The sequence below is a fragment of the Pseudomonas sp. SG20052 genome (assembly GCF_031766055.1).
Taxonomy (GTDB): Bacteria; Pseudomonadota; Gammaproteobacteria; order Pseudomonadales; family Pseudomonadaceae; genus Aquipseudomonas; species Aquipseudomonas mandelii.
Genome location: NZ_CP134498.1, coordinates 2,389,546 through 2,410,116, shown reverse-complemented (window position 1 = coordinate 2,410,116; position 20,571 = coordinate 2,389,546). Strand labels below are relative to the sequence as shown.

20 protein-coding genes and 1 pseudogene are annotated in these 20,571 nt (G+C 56.2%); 9 read left to right on the top strand and 12 right to left on the bottom strand.

Annotation, left to right across the window (positions count from 1 at the left end; translation table 11 throughout):
* Positions 1-35 precede the first annotated feature (35 nt).
* The 3 genes from RHP74_RS10895 to RHP74_RS10885 form a co-directional block, all read right to left on the bottom strand.
* On the bottom strand, positions 36-866 hold the full coding sequence (locus tag RHP74_RS10895; RefSeq protein WP_010458998.1) for a type 1 glutamine amidotransferase domain-containing protein: 831 nt from the start codon (positions 864-866) through the stop codon (positions 36-38).
* A 277-nt stretch (positions 867-1,143) separates the two neighbouring features.
* Positions 1,144-1,893, bottom strand: coding sequence for a creatininase family protein (locus RHP74_RS10890; protein ID WP_033038802.1), 750 nt, complete (start codon positions 1,891-1,893; stop codon positions 1,144-1,146).
* A 62-nt stretch (positions 1,894-1,955) separates the two neighbouring features.
* Positions 1,956-3,269 (bottom strand): MFS transporter, encoded by a 1,314-nt coding sequence (locus tag RHP74_RS10885; protein ID WP_311099344.1) that lies wholly within the window; start codon positions 3,267-3,269, stop codon positions 1,956-1,958.
* Positions 3,270-3,407: 138 nt separating this feature from the next.
* Between RHP74_RS10885 and RHP74_RS10880 the strand changes: the two genes are divergently transcribed.
* Complete coding sequence (locus RHP74_RS10880) at positions 3,408-4,340, top strand: LysR family transcriptional regulator (RefSeq protein WP_304817462.1); 933 nt, start codon at positions 3,408-3,410, stop codon at positions 4,338-4,340.
* A gap of 133 nt (positions 4,341-4,473) precedes the next feature.
* Here RHP74_RS10880 and RHP74_RS10875 read toward each other — a convergent pair whose 3' ends face one another.
* Positions 4,474-5,208 carry a FadR/GntR family transcriptional regulator gene (locus RHP74_RS10875; RefSeq protein WP_102593327.1) on the bottom strand — a complete coding sequence of 245 codons (735 nt, stop codon included), beginning with the start codon at positions 5,206-5,208 and terminating at the stop codon, positions 4,474-4,476.
* A gap of 260 nt (positions 5,209-5,468) precedes the next feature.
* On the opposite strand from RHP74_RS10875, the gene RHP74_RS10870 reads away from it, so the two are divergent.
* Positions 5,469-6,575, top strand: coding sequence for a mandelate racemase/muconate lactonizing enzyme family protein (locus tag RHP74_RS10870; protein ID WP_311099343.1), 1,107 nt, complete (start codon positions 5,469-5,471; stop codon positions 6,573-6,575).
* Positions 6,576-6,637: 62 nt separating this feature from the next.
* Entirely contained in the window at positions 6,638-7,621 is a 984-nt protein-coding gene (locus tag RHP74_RS10865) for an AEC family transporter (RefSeq protein ID WP_224795470.1), read from the top strand.
* A 248-nt stretch (positions 7,622-7,869) separates the two neighbouring features.
* On the opposite strand, the gene RHP74_RS10860 is transcribed toward RHP74_RS10865, so the two are convergent.
* Positions 7,870-8,229 (bottom strand): DUF6124 family protein, encoded by a 360-nt coding sequence (locus RHP74_RS10860; RefSeq protein ID WP_145310810.1) that lies wholly within the window; start codon positions 8,227-8,229, stop codon positions 7,870-7,872.
* Between the two features lie 591 nt (positions 8,230-8,820).
* Between RHP74_RS10860 and RHP74_RS10855 the strand changes: the two genes are divergently transcribed.
* From RHP74_RS10855 to RHP74_RS10840, 4 genes are all read left to right on the top strand, one after another.
* Positions 8,821-9,894 carry an FAD-binding oxidoreductase gene (locus tag RHP74_RS10855; RefSeq protein ID WP_169857438.1) on the top strand — a complete coding sequence of 358 codons (1,074 nt, stop codon included), beginning with the start codon at positions 8,821-8,823 and terminating at the stop codon, positions 9,892-9,894.
* A gap of 180 nt (positions 9,895-10,074) precedes the next feature.
* Complete coding sequence (locus RHP74_RS10850; protein ID WP_033040639.1) at positions 10,075-10,557, top strand: hypothetical protein; 483 nt, start codon at positions 10,075-10,077, stop codon at positions 10,555-10,557.
* Between the two features lie 585 nt (positions 10,558-11,142).
* Entirely contained in the window at positions 11,143-11,532 is a 390-nt protein-coding gene (locus RHP74_RS10845; protein WP_256664584.1) for a hypothetical protein, read from the top strand.
* Positions 11,533-11,794: 262 nt separating this feature from the next.
* Positions 11,795-12,115: an isochorismate lyase gene (locus RHP74_RS10840; protein ID WP_311099333.1), complete on the top strand. Its 321-nt coding sequence runs from the start codon at positions 11,795-11,797 to the stop codon at positions 12,113-12,115.
* 190 nt (positions 12,116-12,305) lie between these two features.
* Here the strand turns inward: RHP74_RS10840 and RHP74_RS10835 are convergent, their stop codons facing one another.
* Positions 12,306-12,899, bottom strand: a complete 594-nt coding sequence (locus RHP74_RS10835) for an NAD(P)H-dependent oxidoreductase (protein WP_311099331.1) — start codon at positions 12,897-12,899, stop codon at positions 12,306-12,308.
* The gene (locus RHP74_RS10830; RefSeq protein ID WP_311099330.1) at positions 12,896-13,753 is read right to left on the bottom strand and encodes a sterol desaturase family protein; all 858 of its coding nucleotides are present in this window, start codon (positions 13,751-13,753) and stop codon (positions 12,896-12,898) included. Before RHP74_RS10830 ends, RHP74_RS10835 begins: the two co-directional genes overlap by 4 nt.
* Before the next feature lie 67 nt (positions 13,754-13,820).
* Here RHP74_RS10830 and RHP74_RS10825 point away from each other — a divergent pair, with 67 nt between their 5' ends.
* Positions 13,821-14,783 carry an AraC family transcriptional regulator ligand-binding domain-containing protein gene (locus tag RHP74_RS10825; RefSeq protein ID WP_010458969.1) on the top strand — a complete coding sequence of 321 codons (963 nt, stop codon included), beginning with the start codon at positions 13,821-13,823 and terminating at the stop codon, positions 14,781-14,783.
* Positions 14,784-15,005: 222 nt separating this feature from the next.
* Here the strand turns inward: RHP74_RS10825 and RHP74_RS10820 are convergent, their stop codons facing one another.
* From RHP74_RS10820 to RHP74_RS10805, 4 genes are all read right to left on the bottom strand, one after another.
* Positions 15,006-16,016 carry an NAD(P)-dependent alcohol dehydrogenase gene (locus RHP74_RS10820; RefSeq protein WP_083377148.1) on the bottom strand — a complete coding sequence of 337 codons (1,011 nt, stop codon included), beginning with the start codon at positions 16,014-16,016 and terminating at the stop codon, positions 15,006-15,008.
* A gap of 55 nt (positions 16,017-16,071) precedes the next feature.
* A complete protein-coding gene (locus tag RHP74_RS10815) occupies positions 16,072-16,368 on the bottom strand; it encodes a helix-turn-helix transcriptional regulator (RefSeq protein WP_102595367.1) in 297 nt (98 codons plus the stop codon).
* Between the two features lie 259 nt (positions 16,369-16,627).
* Entirely contained in the window at positions 16,628-17,467 is an 840-nt protein-coding gene (locus RHP74_RS10810) for a nitrilase family protein (RefSeq protein ID WP_145309632.1), read from the bottom strand.
* Positions 17,464-18,963 (bottom strand): cytosine permease, encoded by a 1,500-nt coding sequence (locus RHP74_RS10805; protein WP_311099326.1) that lies wholly within the window; start codon positions 18,961-18,963, stop codon positions 17,464-17,466. The genes RHP74_RS10810 and RHP74_RS10805 overlap by 4 nt, the downstream gene beginning before the upstream one ends.
* 148 nt (positions 18,964-19,111) lie before the next feature.
* Between RHP74_RS10805 and RHP74_RS10800 the strand changes: the two are divergent.
* Positions 19,112-20,011 (top strand): annotated as a pseudogene (locus tag RHP74_RS10800) (LysR family transcriptional regulator).
* Here RHP74_RS10800 and RHP74_RS10795 read toward each other — a convergent pair.
* Entirely contained in the window at positions 20,001-20,540 is a 540-nt protein-coding gene (locus RHP74_RS10795) for a cysteine hydrolase family protein (RefSeq protein ID WP_010458958.1), read from the bottom strand. The pseudogene RHP74_RS10800 and the gene RHP74_RS10795 overlap by 11 nt on opposite strands.
* Between the last annotated feature and the right edge of the window lie 31 nt (positions 20,541-20,571).

The following is a 20,571-nucleotide window of genomic DNA, read 5'->3' as shown; positions in this document are numbered from 1 at the left end:
CTACGGCCCGGTTTGCCCGGAACGGCCGCCCAGGATTACTTCAGTTTCGCCAGCATGGCCACGGCGACTGCCTTGGCCGACTGTGGGTTCTGGCCGGAAATGACTTCGCGATCTTCGATCACGTTCTCGCTCCATGGCTTGGCTTCGGAGAAGTTAGCACCGGCTGCCGTCAGGCCATCCTGCGGGAACAGTTTCATATGGCCGCCGCCGAGGAAACCTTTGGCCTGCTCCTCTTCCGCGTCGGTGAAGGCGGTGACTTTGTAGCCCTTGTAAATCCAATTGGCTGGCGCTGCCGGCTGTTTGCCCGATTCCAGTGCGGAGACAAAACCGTGCGCATCCGGGATCGCCGACAACATGGCTATGGTGCCATGGCAGGTGAAGCCGGTGATCTTGCCTTTTTCATGGAAGTTGGTCAGCAGTTGGCCCAGTTGCTTGTCCTTCAGCAGATCCTGCATCGGGATATGACCGCCAGGCACGAATACGGCATCGAACTTGTCGTAGCCGATTTTCTGAACCTGCGCGAAGCTGATTGCCGGCGAGCCGCTCTTCGAGGTCAGCTTCAGCGTGTCCAGCAGCGCAAGACTTTCTTGACGGGCCTTTTCATCGCCGCCCCAGAAACTCACATCATTGGATTTCTGGTCTGCGGTTGGCGCCTTGCCGCTAGGGGTGGCAAATACGACGGTTTGACCCGCCTCGATGAAGGTCTGCACCGGTTGCATTAATTCGTTCAGGAAGAAGCCTGTTTGCATGACCTTGCCGTCTTTCAGGTCCAGTTGAGCCTGATCCGACAGTACAACCAATACCGTGCCGGCGTTGGCATAGTTAGCGGCAGCGGTTAGCAGGGCGGCAATAATGGTTTTTTTCACGCGATTCTCCAGTAGCAATGGTTTGTTGGCGCCATCTTATTACTAGAGCAGAGAGTGATAGAGCCCCTGAATTGAATTTCAATTATTACACTGGGTAATGAATAGTTGGGGCTTGCTGTCGCTGAAGTGCTAGGCCTGCGGTTGAAATTTTCTCGGTGAAAACTCCGGGGCATGGATAACCCTCTGTATCAACGATCGTAGTGATTTCCTCAAACAGGACGTGCCAACGCCTGGAAATACCGGGCGTTGGCCAATTGAAAAGACTTGATGTGATTGTTCAGCCGGGCATTGATTCGCGGCTGAAAGCATCCAGCTCCCGCACCAGGCTCTGTGCTGCCAGCATGACCAGTTCACGACCTTTGTCTGGCGTCGCCAGCGCCGGGTCCGAGCCCATGCGGCCATCGGGATGGCGTGCGCGAAAGTCCATCGCTTCGCGGATCGGGCCCCAAGGGGCGATCTGCGGCGAGTATTCAGCCGATTTGATCGAATCCGGGTAGGCCCATTGTGTGACCGCAATCTCGGACGGCGTGGCATGAACGCCGTGCCCCGTAGGAAACTGCTCGCGCGCAAGCTCCCCTACCCCCTCAAGGTCCCACCAATTGCACAACTTCAGCGCGAACCCTGCTGGGCGTCGAGCGAAGCTGGCTTCGGCGTAGAGCTCAGAGAACGCCGCCTCAATCGATGCAACGTTGCCACCGTGGCCATTGAGGAAGAGGATTTTTTCAAACCCGTGAGCGGCCAGCGAGCGCACCCAATCGCCAATCGCCGCAATGAAGGTCGACGGACGCAGCGAGATGGTTCCAGGGAACCCAAGATGGTGCTGGGCCATGCCAATATTGAAGGTCGGTGCAATCAGGATGTCTGCGTTTTTTTGCGCTTCACCGGCAATGATTTCCGGGCACATCCAGTCGGTCCCCAGAAGACCGGTAGGACCGTGTTGTTCGTTCGAACCGATCGGGATCACGATGGTGCGGCTGCGTTGAAGAAATTGGCCGATCTCGGCCCAGGTCGACAGGTGTAAAAGCATTTGAGTTCTCTCTTTTAAAGGGTTCCTTGCGGAACATGACAAAGGACGCGGGTGGCAACAGATCAACCCGCACTGTATTCCGGAATCGCGCCGTCACGCGTTTTCGGCTTGGTCGACAGGATCACCAATGCTGCGCACAGAAATACGCAACCCACGATAACGATGCCAAGATTCGCGCTGCCGGTTGCGGTTTTTGCCCAGCCGATTATGGCCGGCCCCCAGAAGCCGCCGGAAAGACCGATGGTATTAATCAAGGCAATGCCCCCTGCCGCTGCCTCGCCCTTGATGTGTTCGGAGGGCATCGCCCACAACACGGTGTAGGCCATGAACATCATGGCGGTTGCCACGGTCAGCAGTGCCAGCGCGGCCGTCAGGTTGCCGTCGGCAAAAGGGTACATAAGGAGCAGGATCGCGCCGATCCCCGCCGGCACTGCGCAGTGATAGCGTCTTTCACCGACACGGTCGGACCGGCGCCCTATCCAGTACATGCCGCAAGCGGCGGCGACATAGGGAATCGCGGCGTACCAACCCAGTTGCATGGTGTCGTTGACGCCCTGGGCCTTGAGGATTGCCGGCAGCCAGAAACTCATGGCGTAGATCGAGAAGATGATGCAGAAATAGGCGCTGGCGAGAATGTAGATTTTCGGGTCGCGCAACACTGCACGGAACGAATGGACGCGCCCGGTCGATTCACCCAGCTCACTGGCCAGCAAGGCCTTTTCTTCCTGGCTCAGCCAGCGCGCCTCAGCGGGTCGATTGGAAAGGATGAAAAAAGTCAGCACACCGAGGAAAACGCACGGCAAGCCTTCAATCAAAAACATCCACTGCCAGCCGGCCAGACCACCAACGCCTTCGAATGTGGTGATCAACCACGCAGACAGTGGGCCGCCCACAATGCCGCCAATGGGGCCGGCGATAAACACGATCGCAATGGCCCGCGCCATACGCTTGGGACCGTACCAGCAGGACAGGTAATAAATCATGCCCGGTGCAAAACCGGCTTCGAACACACCCAGCAGAAAGCGCATGGCGTAAAACATCGGCACGTTGCGCACGAACAACATGCAGGCCGAGGTGATGCCCCAACACACCAGAATACGGCTGAAGGTTTTCCTCGCGCCGACCTTCGGCAGCATCAGGTTGCTCGGCAACTCGAACAATACGTACCCCAGAAAGAAAATACCGGCGCCCGCGCCATAGGCCGCATCGGAAAGCCCAAGGTCATTTTGCATCTGCAGTTTGGCAAAGCCGACGTTGATCCGGTCCAGATACGCAAATACGTAACAGATGAACAGCAGCGGCAGCAGCCGCCAGTTGAGCTTGCGGTATAGGGCTGAAATGGCATCACTTCGTGCCGGCGCCTGAAGAATTGACATGCGAATCTCCCGTTATTCTTGTTGGTCCGAGTTCGTGTCAGAGAATGTTGCACCGGCACCTCATGACCAGCAAGAGCAACTAAGTTCGTGTAGTGTTGCTCTACAGGCAACGCAACATCTCTGGAGAGAGTTCCCGGCATGCGCGAAATCAATCAACAACGGCTTCGGTATTTTCATGAGGTGCTGACTCACGGATCGATCCGTGGCGCGGCCGACAGCATCAATACGTCGCCCTCAGTGATCACGCGCCAGATCAAGCTGCTGGAAGAGGAAATAGGCGCCAAACTATTCGAGCGCCAGGCACGCGGCGTTCAGCCCACCGAGGCCGCGGCGCACTTGCTGGAGTTCTGGCGCGGCTATCGATCGCACCAGGAGAAACTCGAAGATCAGTTGCAAGCGATCAAGGGCCTGCAGCAAGGCCATGTGCGCGTCGTCATCAGCGAGGGCTATGTCGACGCGTTGGTCGACAACGTGCTCGCGCCGTTCTGCAAGCAGTACCCCAAGCTCGATGTGCGGCTGGACATTCTGCCCGTCGACGATGTTCTCAACGAAGTCGCCGAAAATCGTGCGCACATCGGCCTTGCGTACAATCCGCCGCCGCATCCGCACATCGACTACCGCGCGACGTTTTCGCAACCGGTGATGCTGCTGGTTCGCCCGGATCATCCGTTGGCATCGCGGGGCGCGGCGGCAACCGTCGAGGATATCCTCGCCTGCCAACTGGTCCTGACACCCACGACGTTCGGTATCGGTCATGCGATCAAGATGCTCGAGTATGCCGAGAAAATCGAGATCCGCCCGGTACTCGTCAGCAACTCCCTCGCGGCACTCAAGCGCATGGTGGAGGACGGCGGTTTTGCTTCGTTGCTCGGCGAATTCGCGGCCTATCGGGAAATCGCCAACGGCAGTCTGGCGGCGGTGTCGATCGACCATCCGTTGTTTCTTGGGGTTGAAGCAAAACTGTTGGTGAAATCCGGCCGACCGTTGGCCGCCCCTGCTCAAGAGCTACTGAACTGGATGTTGCAGCGCTTGCCGATGTTTGCATCTGATACGGGAGTGCCGAGTGCCTGACCAGAGACAAGTCATCCCTATTCCCTCGCCTTCTCTCCTGATGGAACAGACGCGTTCGAGATGCTCGGAAGGCCAAAGGAACAACCTGCCCAGGTTGTAGAACAACGAAACAAGATCCGCTCGGCTCAAACCATCAGAAAAATGTGATCTCGTAGCCGAATCGCGAGGCTGCGTTGACGATATGTTCCCCCATGATCTGGCGTGCGGCCGTCGCATTTCGATCGATAAAAGCCTGCACGAGTTCTTCATGCTCCCCGCGCGCCGCGTGAGGAATGTTGCTGAACACCGGGCCGCGCCGCGCGAAGTTCATGGTGATCAGTGCGCGCATTGGCTCGAGCACTGTGCGAATCATCGTCTCGAGATAGTCGTTGCCCGACGCTGCCGCAACGGCCCTGTGAAAATCGAGGTCGGCGTTGACCGTTTCCAGGGTCGGTTCGCCTTCGTATTGCATGCGCAGGACCGCGGCCTGAATGACTTTCAACTTGGCTGGGGTCATGTGCGAGGCGGTGAGTGCGGCGGCCTGGCTTTCCAGGACGGCCCTCACTTCAAACATGTTTCGGATGGTGTTGTCACCGTCCAGAATCGGCGCACTCGCCTGCGGTGCCAAAGGCTCTGACGCTTGGGAGGCGGCGGAGACGAAGACGCCTACGCCCTGGCGAGACTGAATCAGCCCCTGCGCCCGCAGCGTGGCGATGCCCTCGCGCACCACGTTGCGGCTGACGCCGAAGTTCTGCGAGAGAAACTGTTCAGTGGGCAAACGGTCTCCCGGCCGCAGCCGCCCGGAAGCAATCTCATCGCTCAGCGAGCGGGCGATGTGCTCGGCCAGATGAGGTCGGCGGGTTACGGGTTGCACATTCATTTCACTCATTCTTTTTTCTCCCCTCACTTGTCTACTTAATCTACATCAGAAGACTTGTTCCTGACAGTTGAAACTGAAATTCGCAAAACACATCAAACACTTATTTCAATTAAAACAATGTCTTACCTAACAAATAGGTTAAAGCCTGCTGAAATGCCGCTGTTGTTCTGTTGAAGGACAACAGGATGTGATGTACGTTGCCCTCAACCTGATACGGACGAATAAAAAATTGCCGTGTCAGCTTCGCAACCCGCTTGAGGCGCAATCCTATGAAAATTGCCAGCATTGAAACCATTCCGCTTCGTATTCCCTTCACCACGGGCGGCCCGTCGGCCGGCGGGGTCTGGGGGCCGAAAGACCTGCAAATGGTCGACTCTCTCTTGGTCAAGATCACCACCGACGACGGGATCGTTGGCTGGGGCGAAACCTTCGGCTTCACCGCAATCCCGGCGGTAAAAGTGGTGATCGACACCATCCTTGCGCCTGAACTGATTGGCAGCGATGTCACTCGACGGGAGAAATTACAGGGCGATCTGCAGAGGAAGTTTCACGTTTTCGGTCGCAGCGGCGCGTTCATCTATGGCCTCTCGGCGATTGACATCGCGCTGTGGGATATCGCGGGCAAAGCCGCCGAAAAACCGATTTACCAGTTGCTGGGCGGCAGTGAGGCCACGTCTCTTGCGGCGTACGCAAGCCTGATCCGGTATGCAGACCCCGAACTCATCCGCGTCAATGTGCAGCGCGCAGTCAACAGCGGTTTCCGCCACCTCAAGCTGCACGAAGTGGATATCGACGTCATCTGCGCTGCGTGCGAAGCCGCTGGCCCCGGCGTGGAAATCACCCTCGACGTCAACGCTCCGTGGACGGTGCGCGAAGCGCTGGACATGACCGAGAAACTTCGCCCGTTGAACCTGCGCTGGATCGAAGAACCGGTGTGGCCGCCGGAAGACTATTCAGGGCTGGCAAGGGTGCGCGCGCACGGCGGCATCCCGGTTGCGGCTGGCGAAAATGCCTCGACGCTCATGGACTTCCAGCACCTGCTTGAGGCCGGCGCGGTGGATTTCGTGCAGCCAAGCCCCGCCAAAATGGGCGGCATCACCGAACTGCAAAAAGTCTATGCACTGGCCAACGCCCATGGCGTCACCGTGATGGTCCACGCCTTTTATGACGGCCCCGGCCTGCTGGCGGCGGTGCATGGAAGTGCAGCCCTGGGCGGCGCCAAGTCACTGGTCGAATGGCGTTACTTCGACCTCGAAGCGCAACTCTATGGCGACGCCATCATCCCGCGTAACGGACGCATCGACGTACCGCAAAGGCCGGGACTCGGCATCGAGCCTGACCAGGACGTCATCCGGGATTACCGCTTCAAACCTTGACCCCATAAGCCGCTGGCTCATTGCAACGTTGATCGACGCCGACGTGTCGGCCTCGATCAGCCATGACGACATTCTTGATAAAAATAAATACGAGGATTGATGACATGTTAGACAGGATCGTAGGACCCATCTTGCCCGTCGCCTTTGTGATCGCGCTGGGCTATATCGCCGGCAAGCGCGGACGGCTGACCCATTCGGACAGCCTGCTGATCAGCCGCCTGGTGCTGGGCTGGATATTCCCGGCGCTGCTTTTTGTCGGGATGGCGAGCACGCCCCGTGAACAGCTCTTCGACTTCAAGTTCATCGTGGCGACGTTCATCGGCATCATGGGCATGTACACGATAGCGCTGGCAATCGGCTGGTTCAGCACTCGCGATCTCAAGGTGGCAACGCTCAAGGGCTTCGTGAACGGTTATCCAGACGCCGCCTTCATGGGCATCCCTATCCTGGGTGCAATGTTCGGCGCGGGCAGCATCTACTCGGTGCTGGTACTTAACCTGGTCGCGAGCTTGGTGATGATCCCGCTGACGACCATGTTGCTCACCATCGCCGATGGAAAGGCCAGTGGCGGCCAGGCGTTTTTGTCGAGCCTTTCAGGGGCGGTACGTCGTCCGCTGATGTGGGCGCCGGCCCTGGGGATTCTACTGTCCGTGCTGCAGGTCGAGTTGCCTGCGCTTGCAGCGGAGTCTTTCACCCTTCTCGGCAAGGCCACGCCCGGTGTATCCCTGCTGTGCCTGGGACTGATCATGTCGTCGGAGAAACTGAAAATGTCCGGTGAAGTCTGGGGCAACCTTGGGCTCAAGCTGCTCATTCACCCGGTGTTAATGTTCGGCGCCACGGTACTGCTCGGCACTCATGGCCTGTACGCACAACAGATGATCCTGCTTTGCGCCCTTCCATCGGCGACGATCCCGGCGATGTTTGCGAACCAGACCGGCGCCTATCAAAGCGAAGCCGCGACCTCCATTCTGGTCAGCACCGTGCTGTCGATCGTGACGTTCTCCTTTGCGATCTACCTGATTGATGGCGGGCTTGCCGCTGCTTGACTGCTGGCTCGCGCAGGCGCCAGGCTGGAATCGCTGCAGCGGCAGAGGCGTTAAATAAACGCGCCGGAGGCTGATACCCCCCCTAAAAAACGGGACGCCAAGCGTCCCGTTTTTACAAACACAAATATTACAAACAACAAACAACCTGTGGCGAGGGAGCTCGCTCCCGCTGGCCTGCGCAGCAGGCCCATCTGTTAAGGCCGCCTCGCCACCCATTGGAAGCAAGCTCCCTCACCACAGGTCAGCAACTACTTAGACGGCTCAACCCTATCCAACACCCGGTTCGCCGTAATCTCCGCCACCATGATGCTGTTTGAAATGCCCAGCAAGGCATAGCGCGACTCCCCCTCCAGATGATCCACCAACTGATGGACCATCACGTCGACCGACGCCAACGTCTCGACCAAAAAAACCGCCAGGGTTTCGGCTGTGGCCTCCGGGTCTACGGAAAACAGTTTGCTGGAGGTACGCGGGGCGGCTTTGATATCCGCGCTTGATGGGAAGTGGAAATCGAGGGCGCGTTCGGCGGCTTCGTTGAGTTTTTTTGAATCGGGTTCGTAGGGGGACACTGGATCGGTGTCCGGTGGGTTGGGTGTAATTTTGAACATAAGCTCGCTTCTCAAATTGAGCGCCAACCTTCTTGCTGCTAAACGAGAGGGAGGCAGCTGTACGCAGGTTAGCAGACCGGGGAAGCTAGCAAAGCCGGCGCGCCCGAAGGCGCCCTGCGCACAACCACCATCAAGTGCAGGCGTGGGAATGCCTGACTGACAAGAGCTCGTGCAGCTTGCTTGTAACCCCGGGCTGCTAAACCCGATCACTGAAGGGCAGTGACGGGAATCAAGTTACCGAGCAGCCCAAAAGCGCACAAGCCGGCGGATTCTGGTGCAGCCGTAGGCAACGGCGCAAGGTTTTGTAGCTTTCAGGACGTAACCTTGAGGGCGTTTAAACATGCTCGCTCAAAGGTTGTTGAAAAAGCTGATACGCGTTTCCTACAGGCGGTGAAAGCTTCGAAAAAATTCAGGCTGCCACTGCCGTATTTACAAGATGACCGTCGCAAGTGTGATAGCAACGTGGTCTCTTGAATCAGCCTGTTATCGACCAAAAGCAGACACTCAAAAGCGTCCTGAACGATCAGGTTCTCATGTCATGAAATCATCCAGCTGTCGTACCATCGTCACATCGACAGAACGGAGGTTGATATGGGAAATGGTCAGGGCAGACGAATCGTTGTCATTGGTGCAGGCATCGTTGGCGCGTCATTGGCGTATCACTTGGCCGGTAAAGGCGCGAATGTCACCTTGGTAGAGGCTGAAGATATAGCTTCGGGAGTGACTGGCAGCTCATTCGCTTGGCTCAATACCTCACACCCCGAACCTGACCCAATTGCGCAACTGCGCGGTTCTGCCATCAAGGAGTACCGCCGACTCGAAACGCAGCTGCCTGGTCTGGAGATACGATGGACAGGTGCCTTGTCTTACAGCGTGATGGCGATTGGAGCGCTGCCGATCCCAGGTCACCAGGCTTCGGCAAATCTGGTGTCTCGATCGCAGATTCTCGACCTTGAACCAAATCTCAAGAACCCTCCCCAGTCTGCTCTATATGCGGCTGAAGAAGGAGCGCTGGACGCAGTGGCAGCTACGCATGCGTTGATCGCAGGTGCCCAGGCGTATGGGGCGAAGATTCTCACTCAGACGCGAGTGCTCGGTTTTGTAACCCAGAGTGCAACGGTGACCGGAGTCGAAACAACAATAGGCATCATCGATGCCGATATTGTCGTATTGGCAGCCGGGACAGGCATCACGAAGCTGACAGACATGCTTGGAGTGTCCCTGCCGATAGAGGCCTCGCCTGCCATTTTCATCCGTTACAAGTCACAACCCAACCTCGTGCACACCCTCATCTCCAGCCCTGAAATGGAAGTGAGGCAAAGTTCGGATGGTGCGTTGCTGGCGGCAGAAGATTACCTGGACGACGCCATGGAAAATCAGCCGGCAGCGATAGCGCTTCGAACTGCCAAGACAATCCAGAACGAACTCCATGGTGTTGTTTCCATAGCTCCGGAATGGGCTTGTGTCGGACTCAGGCCCATGCCTGCCGATGGCATCCCCATCATCGGTTATCTACCCAAAGTAGGTGGCGTCTATGTTTGTGCAATGCACCCCGGAATTACTTTGGCGGCGATAGTGGGACGTCTGGCCAGCGAGGAGATCATCGATGACAAGGCGTCCAGTTCCCTTTGCCCATGTCGGCCCGATCGATTTTTGCAAGCGTAGGGGATCCTCTTGTGAGGCAGCAATAGGTCATTTCCGGCCTCTCGCGGAGATAGAATAGCGACCGCTGGTTCTTTCTGTGATGAGCTGATGCTTCGTCCGGTCGATATCAGGCATAACCCGTAGTCGATGCCTTATGAAGCTCCACCCTTAAAAATTCCAACACTCAGCGATGGAATGAGAATGTCCAAAAAAACCATCTATGCCAAAGAATTCGACATCTGTGTTTCGATGTCAGATTTAGTAACCTGGGAAGGTGACCAGAAGGCTCCCAGCGCCGACCTGCAGGCGGTATTTACCACCCTTGAAATTCCCGTCAACATTATCGAACTCCACGAGTTGTATTTCGCCCACCTTTACAACGGCTACGGCGACGTGCATGTGTATCATGCTCAAAATAACGGAGGCAGTATTTTCGCAATCGACTTGTATCGAGAACTCACGGACCAGCAAGATTTGACAGGTCTATTTCTGCGTATTGAAAGCCCTGCATTTGATCAGGCACTCGCCCATCTCCGGTCATTCTTTGACAGCGCCAGGTGCCAAGTTGCCTTTGAGCAGGCAAGCTACTCTAGGCGACTTCGCGAAACGCTTGACGAAAGCAGATACCCTCGACTGGTCGAAGTCGATCACGACTTCATACAGCAGCATTACACTCATCGGTGACGCTAGCCAACCAGACCACTGCACAAGTCCGATTCAGCGTTGGCTTTTAGCAATTGCGCCAATACTGTATTCACTTGCCGATCGCCTCCTTGCGACCGAAGAATGCGATCACCCGGCCCAATGCCGTCTCGGTACCGGCACGCAGGTCCATCGGCTCAGTGGAGAGCCAGATAGCATTGATTCGAATCACTGGAGCAGTTCGCGGGCGAAACGGACGCAGCCCTCTGGACCAGAGGCGGCCTATTTCAAAGTCATGATTTGCTCACCGAGAGGCCGCTCTGTGGTTACGGCACGATCAGTTGAGAGTATGGCGGTCGCTCTGAGCGGCATGAAAGCTGACAAGGCGGTTGCTGGCCGAATTCTGCGGTTGCTGACCGGCAGCCATGGGTCGGTTGCTGCCCTTCGCGACAGGCTGTAATCGGCCAAGAGCGGTCAATCACCCGATGAAATTTGCCTTGCCCCTCCCTTCAATGTTGTATGTAATCCCCCGCAGATTCAGTGCATTAAATGGTTCGCAGGATGGACACTAGTTCCCTCACATTTCAACAGTTGTTTCGTCCGGGAAGCTCCTCAAATGGCTGCACCGTGGCCGAACGATTCTCCATCGATTTTCTGATTGACGAACGTTCGTTGCTCAATGCTCTCGTCTTAGCTGATGGTGGTCATTCAGATTTCATGGGCTGTTTCGTCAAGGGCTTCCCGGAGCCAAACAGCCTATCTAACTCTCGCCTACTTTTACGCGAACACGCTGAAACAGAAAGTGGTCGTATCCTCCTTTACATCTGCCCCGAGTGCGGCGACATCGGGTGTGGCGCCTACTCAGTATATGTTCGCCAAAACGATGACTGTTTCACGTGGGATTCCTTTGCTTACGAGAACGGCTATGAAGAGCCTCAAATCATAGACGGTGTTGGCCCCTTCACATTTGAGAAGCATGCATATGAGGCAGCTATCAACGATGCGGCGGCGTTCTAAAAGATAATTCAACAACCCAATTGCAGGCATTCGCAACGGGCACAATCGGGCAGAAGTAGTCACCCAACGAGCTGACACAGTTACCTACGATCTTATCAAGTAACGTGGCTTAAATAGTTCGCCGATCTGCCTTAGTCAAAGACTGCTCCTGGTGCTGCGGACAACGGATGTTATGGTATTCGGGCTGTATCACGCACGGAAGATGCCTCGGCGATTCCTCTTCCGAAGGTTCACCATTTTTTTAACAAACGGAGTCACCTACATGGAAGTCATTAATCAGTTGCAACCCGCAGAGTGTGCGGGCATGGAGGACATCCGACGCGAAATCGATGCCATTGATCAGGTCGTTATCAAGCTGTTGGGCAAGCGTTTTCACTACGTGCTGGCTGCCTCGAAGTTCAAGACCTCGGCGACTTCGGTGCGTGCTCCGGAGCGTTTCAAGGCCATGCTGGCGACACGTCGCGAGTGGGCCGAGGTCGAGGGTCTGAGCCCGGATGCAATCGAGAAGATGTACAGCGACCTGGTAAACCACTTCATTGCCGAAGAGATGAAACACTGGGTGACTCATCAATCCGAAACCTGATTCTGGTGTCCGGACTTTCCGCCTTGGGTTGTGGATTTCGCTCAGTCGCGACGGGCAGAAAACGACTGTGGATTCAACCCGTCGATGCAACACCCTGCTGGCTCAATATTGAATGTTTTTGCATCGACGTGGTTGAAATGCACACATTAGCGCAAGGTTTATTTATTCAATTCGTTGAGGTGCGATAGTTTTACATCCCCGTAGAGAACTCAGGTGGGTGTTTGATTGCAGTTCGTATCGTGCATAAGGCGTCATCGTATTGACAAAGTAAATGCAAAGCCCAGTCGATGCGTGTGCGGATGCGAATATCATTTTCGTCTGAGGGAATTTCGCTATTCATCATCGATTCAACATTTCTTATGATGAGTTGTTCAGGCAAATACATGATCCGGCTGTTTTTGTAGCTCGAAGCTCGCAATTCAGCAATTGGATAGGCTCCCCCGAGCCCAGCCGAAACCCCCACCAGGAGCGCAGGCTTGTGTCCAAGCTCACCGAGTCCTGCGTACAAAAAGAAATTTTTCAGCGCCGGGCAAGCCATGCCATTCCACTCCGGGCTGATCACGATCAGTGCGGTAGCTTTTTTGAGGATGGTTTGCTGGACATTCCAGATTCCATCAATGTCTTCTTCTGGCCACAGCGGTAGCCGACTGGAAGCCAAGTTCAGCAGTTCGCCTGAATCACAAAGACCAAGTTGCTCTAATCGGTCGCGCAAGTATTTTGCGACTTTGAGTGATTGGCTGTTTGATCTATTCGATCCAGACAGCAGAACGATATGACGGCTCATTGCGCCACCTTCTGTTTAGCCTTGTGTGCTTTGGGGGCGACACGGCGTGAACGCACGATGGGCCAGAACAACTCTTCTTTCCAGCTGATCGGTGACAAGTGTTCGATACCGTATAAGGGCGGACGCCGGCGGGTAATTTTGGCCGTACCGAACAGGATGTCCCAGAAGAACAACAGGTTGCCGAAGTTGCCCTTGTAATGCGTGACACCATCCTCGGCAGTCAAGCCGTGATGGGCTGAATGAGTGGAGGGGGTGGAAATCGTTCGCTCCAGAACCCAGACAATAGGACGCAACACACGGATGCCATACAGTTTGTCATCCCACGCAACGCTGCTGTGCGCTGCGAAGATGACGATCATCTTCAGGATCAGATAAACATAGTAAATATGCGCAAGCCCTAGATAGATCAGTATGCCGGACAGCCAGATGCCGGGCATCAGCATGTAGTAGAAGCTGTTGTTTCGATAAACGATGCGGACACTCATGTAGGGCGCGGAGTGATGAGCGCGGTGCAGCGCATAAAGTGCCGGGACCCGATGTGTCAGTCGATGCCACCAGTATTGAGTCATGTCATCCAGTACTAGAAACAACACGAACCCTGCGACCCAAGGAATGGTGGCCAGGGCGCCTTTCATTTCCGGAACAGCCAGGCTCAGGATTTTTCCACTGAGCCACATGACACTGGGGAACGTGATTGCAACCAGGATCCCGGAGCCTATGACTTCGATCAGTACGTCACGCTTCCCGCTCAACGGGTGTCGGAGCGAAGAACACGCGAGTTCCAGCAAGATGAAGGCAAGGAATATCCCGGCCACTATTACGGAAGGATTGTTGGCGAGCATTATTGTATTCATGGCACTCTCGATTAAGGCCCTTGCGGGCAATGCCATTTCATTAGAAGCCAACGAGTAAGCCGTCCCTATGCGCGAAACGGACAAAATTGAGCGAGAACAGGTCAATCGTTCCCCCCAGCGCTTTCACCGCGGCAAACTGGGTCAGGTGCTGGAGCGTTTCCTGGATAGCCAGGCCCTGAGAGAAAACAGGGATTACAGCCTGATCGAGCTGGATCAGCTTTGGCGCGAGGCGGCGCGCATCGATCCGGCGATCGGGTTGAAACTGTTCACGCTATTCACGCCTCAGGACTGGCACGTCCTGGCCTATCTGTGCTTGTACAGCCCCGACGTTTTATCATCCATGAAGCTTTGGGCCCGGTACGCGCGGCTTGCGGCGGACACAGACACGGTGAGACTGCTCAATGATGAAAACGGCGTCGGCATCGAGCTGTGCGTCGATGCGCCCAGTGAGCTGGCGCGCTATGTCATTGAGCACTACGGCGCAATGTCCATCGCGCAGTTGCGGCGTGGAACAGGGCAGCAGGTGCAGCCGGTCCTGGCAAGATTTACTCACTCTCGTCCGTCGTATTACAAGCAATACACCCAATGGTTTGGGGGCCGTGTCGAGTTTGACTGTCCGATTAACTGCTTCTATTTCGATGCTCGAAGCTTGAGCCTGCCGATGCAGACACGTCATCACGGGATGCTTGAGTTATTGACCCAGGAACTGGATCGACGGATCGCCGTGCATCGGAATTTCAGCGGTTGGTCAGCCAAGGTTGCTGAAGGAGCGCGACGATCTCTAGCGAGAGGTGAAACTCCCAATCTGGACAATCTGGCGAAGGCGCTGCACCAGACGCCAAGGACCTTACGGAGACGACTGGAAGAGGAAGGTACAACCTTCAGGCAATTGCTCGATCAGATTCGCGCAGAATTGGAACTGCATCTTGAATTGCAAGGAGAGTCATTAACGGAGATTGCAGCTCAACTAGGCTACAGCGATTTGACGGCGTATCTCCACGCCCGAAGTCGATGGCGTGACAGGAAGTAATGTGGCGGGCCCGAACTTTTCGGAACGACAGCGTTACCTCACAAATCACCTCATCCCACGCCAGTAATTTCCTTTAAAAAAAGGGGACGGATTTATTTTTAACAGCGCTTCAGGCCCCTGGATCACAAATAAATCAGCCCCCTTTTACACATGGCTGCCGGTGCGACAGGGAGCAATGGGCTCTTTGAGATAGGCATATGGATCATGCCCATTCATGCGGGCTTAGATATCCAGACAAATTTTGCCGAAATGCTGGTTGGTTTCCTGATACTTGAACGCTTCGACAATCTCGCTCAAAGGGAAATGACGATCAATAATCGGGCGCATGCCATTAGCATTGATGGCCCGGATCATGTCTTGCTGCTGGCTGCGGCTACCCACCAATACACCCTGCAGACGCACTTGCTTGATCAGTGCCGGTACAAAATTCATTGCACCGCTTACGCCACTCAATATCCCGATGACGGAAATGTGACCAGCAACCCGAATTGCAATCATCGACTGCTCAAGCGTCGCAGGACCGCCGACTTCGATGATGTGGTCAACACCACGGCCACCCGTTAGAGCGCGTGCAGTTTCGCCCCAGTTAAGGTCTTTGCGGTAATTGATGACATGATCGGCGCCTAGAGCTTTCAGACGTTCAAGTTTTTCGTCGCTTGAAGAGGTAGCAATGACGGTAGCGCCGGCCATTTTAGCGAACTGCAGGGCGAAAATTGAAACGCCACCAGTGCCTTGGACGAGCACGGTGTCGCCCGGCTTGAGTGAGTCATCGGCCATCAGGGCGCGCCATGCAGTAAGGCCAGCGGTGGTAAGCGTCGACGCTTCAGCATGGCTGTAGCCAGTAGGCGCGAGGGTAAACGATGTGGCTTTGGCCGTCACTTGCTCACGAGCGTAGCCGTCAATGCCATCGCCTGGCACGCTGACAAAGCCTTCAACCAGTGGCACACCGTCGATCCACTCCGGGAAGAAGGTGCTGACGACCGAGTCACCCACCTTGAATTCAGTGACATCAGGGCCGACAGCAATGACTTCACCTGCACCATCGGCCATGGGGATGCGTTTTTCGCTAGGGCCCCACATACCGCTGACCACCGCGAAGTCGTGGTAATTGAGCGAGTTGGCGTGAAGTCGTACGGTGATTTCGCCAAGCGCTGCGGCTTGGACTTCGCTGCTGCCAACCACAACGTTTTCATAGCCGCCACCGGGTTGGACGAAGATCGTTTTGCTGCTCATAGGGAATTCCTTATGTTTTCTAATTACGCGAAATAACGAAATGAAAGTTTAAAAATTACAATTCGATGATCAACTTGGCCGCAAAGTCGTCAATCGCCTGCTCGTTGCGCCGGTAGTAAGTCCACTTTCCGATGCGGGTGGTTAGCACGAAGCCTGCGCGCTGCAGGATAGCTAAGTGTGCGGACGCGGTAGAAGGTGAAAGCCCTGCCTTGTGCTGCAAATGGGTTACGCACACCCCTATCGCAGGATCTCCATGATCCTGAGGTGGGAAATTATTAAGTGGGTCTTTGAGCCACTCCATCATTTGCATGCGAGTGTCATTGGCCAGGGCTTTGAGCTGTTCGAGTATCATGGTCGGCAATGCTACGCTTTTTTACGAAATGTTCAATAAATAATCTATTAGCATTGGCAAGGGTTTGAAATCAAACAAACTCATCCAGCTGAATCGCCCCTACTTTTGTCGATGTACTGAATGACTGCTTGAACTGTTCCGCTCTGGTAGACATCCCCCGTCTATGTTTGAACGTTCGGCCGATTGCTGTCCTTCGTACCAGGCAGAAAATCGGCCAGAAGCAGTATGGGCGGATAGCCAATAGGCACAGCCTACTGCTTCACTCCTCGCCGCCTCCATACAACCCCAACCGCCGATCCCGATGCAAATCATTACGCGCACTAATCCGCTTATTCCGCGCCTCAGCGAGGTTAAGTGTCGCCAACAAAATCTGCTCTCCCCCCTGCTCCGCCGGCCCCGCCAACGGATAACCATCAGCATCGACAATCACCGAACCTTGCACCCATCCAACCCCGCGTTCATGCCCATGCCGATCACACGCGGCAATGAACATCCGGTTCACCGACGCATTGGCCTGAACCCGCACCACCTCGGCCGGGCGCTCGGTTGGTGGCCTCGGTCCATCGGGCCAATTGACGGGAGCGCAGAGCAATTCTGCACCGGCCAGCGCCGGCAGTCGTACCCATTCCGGAAACTCCAGGTCGTAGCAAATCAGCATGCCGATCCGTCCATGGACCGTTTCGACCACCGGCGGCGCTTCGTTGCCGGGGCTGAAGATTTCGCTTTCCGCGTCCCACAGGTGTGCCTTGCGATACACGGCGCGCAGGCCTTGGGGGTCGATCATCGCCGCGCTGTTGGCCAGTGCATCGCCTTGCAGTCGTTCGCAGAATCCGCCCACTACAACGACGTTCAATTCTTTCGCCAACGCCGTCCACAGGCGCAGGGTTGGTCCGTCGGTTGTTTCGGACAGGGACAACGCTTCGTCGCGGTCAGCAAACAGGTAGCCGCTCTGCACCAGTTCGGGCAGCACCACCACTTGGGCGCCTTGCAACGCCGCCGAGCGAATCGCTCGTTCTGTCAGTGTCCGGTTGTAAGCGAGGTCGCCTATTTTCGGTGCCACTTGGCAGCAGGCGACCACGGTATTTTTCACGCTGTTCAACGTCCCTCCTCCACTGGCTGATGAGCCATGGCAACAATGTCGCTCTCGGTGATCGAGTCGATGATTCGGCGTTCGTATTCAAGGTCGATCGAACGGCTGAGCAGGTAATACGCCAGGCCCGAAACCACCAGGCCGACCAGCCAGGCGATGTCCACGCCTTCGAGCATGCGCGCCAGCGGGCCGACGAACACTTCTTTGCCGGCGGCGGCATCGAAGATGTAGAAGAACGGCACCATCGCGGCAAATCCGATCAGGTACGAGGCGATCCCTCGGAATTGCCAGGCGCCGTAGATGCCCTTCGGTGTGAAGAAATGCGGGATCGCGTAGCGGCCTTTGCGCACGAAGAAGTAGTCGACCAGATTGACCGCGGTCCAGGGCACGAGAAAGTACAACAGCAGCACGAGGAAGGTGTTCAACAGCGCGATGCCATCGCCCTTGATCGACAGCACGCAGGTCAACAGGATGACGCTGATCGCGGAGATAGACATGACCCGGGCGCGAGGGGTTGGCGTGATTTTTTTGATCGAGTCGACGCCGGTCAATAACGTCAGCATGGCGCTGTAAGTGTTGAGCGCGATGATCGGCAGGAAGCCTGCCACGGAGACGATGACCAACACGTTGCCCAGGCCCGGGATCATCGACGATCCGACCTGGTTAAGCGCCACCAGCGCATCCGCCGCTTTCAACTGCTGCGCGAGCCAGGCGCCGAGGCCGATCATCCAGCTCCCCGACAACGATGCGCCGATGAACACGGCGGCGATCAGTTTTGGCCGACTGGTGTTTTTCGGCAGGTAACGGGAATAGTCGGAGACATAGGGCGCGTAGGAAATGTTGTAGCTCGCGCCGATGGCAAACAGCGTGGCGAACGCAACCCAGCTGAAACCCAGATCGGTCGCCGGGGCGACGCCTTCCTGGCCTGCACCGAACATCAGGGCGATGGTGACTAGCGCATACAGCGGCAAGGTCGCCAGCAACGCCCATTTGAAGGCTTTGTGCATCAGGTCGTGGCCGTAGATCGACAGCAGCGCGCCGATCAGCACCACGACGATGGCGACAATGGTCGGGTCGATGCCGAAGACGTGTTCAAGGCCGTTCATGATCAGCGAGATGTTCACCACGTTGAAGCCGACGAACACAAACATCGTCGCCATCAAGGCCAGGATCACTCCGCGATACCCGAACTGGGCACGGGACTGGATCATTTGCGGGAGGCCCATTTCGGGACCTTGCGAGCCGTGAAAAGCCATGAAGATGGTGCCGAACATGATCCCGAGCGCACCGGCCAGCATCGTCCACAGCGCCGACAAGCCAAGGCTTGGGCCGACAAAACCGATGGAGATGGTGAAGAAGTGGAAGTTGCCTAAAAACCAGAAAGGGCCCTGGCTGCTGAGCTTGGCGTGACGTTCGTTTTCCGGAATGTAATCGATCGAGTGGCCTTCGATGGCCAACCCGCCACTCGCCTCGAGGGCGTGCGCAGAATGAGGAGACCCTGACATACGATTGTTCCTATGCAGTTGATTGTTGTTTTTATGGGCAAAGCGCCGGTTTCATTGCAATGTAGGGCCTGGGTCAGGGCTATAAAATATCGCAGGCACACTGTTTACATAGATCCGCGCCTATGTGAATGAACTTTGAGGGACTCCCATGCTGGGCACTGTATCGGAACTGGATCTGCGCTTGATCCGGGTCTTTTTGACCGTCGTTGAAGCGGGCGGCATCTCGGCCGCGCAAACTGCGCTCAACACCACCCAACCGACCATCAGTGCGCAATTGGCGACGCTGGAAGCGCGGGTGGGATTTCGACTGTGCGAGCGCGGTCGCGGCGGATTTTCGGTGACGCCCAAGGGCGGTCAGTTTGTCGAAGCGGCCCGCCGATTGCTGGCGGCAGCCGAAGGTTTCCGGGTTGAGGTCCAGCACATCAATCGCAAAGTGTCGGGCAACATCAATATCGGTTTGCTCGGTCAGATCGATCCTGTTGCCAACAAGAAAATCGCCCTGGCCATCGCGCGTTTAAGGGCTCGTCATGAAGGCCTGTATTTCCACTTCACGGAACTGTCGTCGTCGCTGCTGGAAGAAAAAATCATCAATAGCCATATCGATCTGGCGATCGGTTACTTCTGGCACCGCTTGCCCAACATCAATTACTTCCCCTTGTTCCAGGAAACCCAGATCGCCTACTGCGCCCCGGCTCACCCGCTGTTTGAGCACGTGGGGGATCTGACCCGGGATGACGTCCGCGATTACGACTGGGTATGGCCCAGTCACCCCTTGCCGGAAATGCCTGCACCCACCTCGATCGAACGCCTGACCGTGCTCACCGACAGCATGGACGGCGCGGCACTGCTCATTCTGTGAGGCCAGCATTTGGGCTTTTTGCCGCAGCACTATGCGGCGAAGCATGAACAGCTGGGGCAGTTGCATCCGCTGAATCCCGAGCTGCTGCGTTATGAGGTGGGGTTTCATGCGGCGGTTCGGCATTCGGCGCGGCAGCGGGATCTGGTGAGTGCGTTCCTGAATGAGCTAATCGATATTTTCAGTTCTTAATCGCTATCTCGCTGGCCGGGATGACGTCGATCCGTGCCACGGGCCCCGTCAAGTGCGCCAGCTCCGCGTTGTGCTGGGCGATGATGTCTTCGGCGGCGAGGTTGCCGTTGTCGACGGTGGAATGCGCGTCGGCGGCGAGCACCACGTCATAGCCCAGCTTCAGGGCCTGGCGGACGGTGGCGTTGACGCAATAGTCGGTTTGCAGCCCGCAGATGATCAGGCGGTCGGAGCCAAAATCTTGCAGTAGGGCTTGTAAGTGGGTCTGGTAGAACGAGTCTCGGTTGGTTTTTCGCACCCGAAGGTCTTGCGGTGAAGTCTTCAGGCTTTCGGCCAGTTGCCAGCCTTCAGAACCATGTTGCAGCTGGTCGCCCTTTTCTTCGTGCTGGATGAGGATGACCGGAATCCCTGCCTCCCTGGCCTTGGCACTCAGGCCGTTTATATTCTCGATGACGCGTTTGATCTTAAAACATTCGTACTCGCCAGTGCACAAGGCGTGCTGGACGTCGATGATCAGCAATGCAGTGGTCATGGGCTCAGGCCTTAAAGTAGTCCTTCAGATT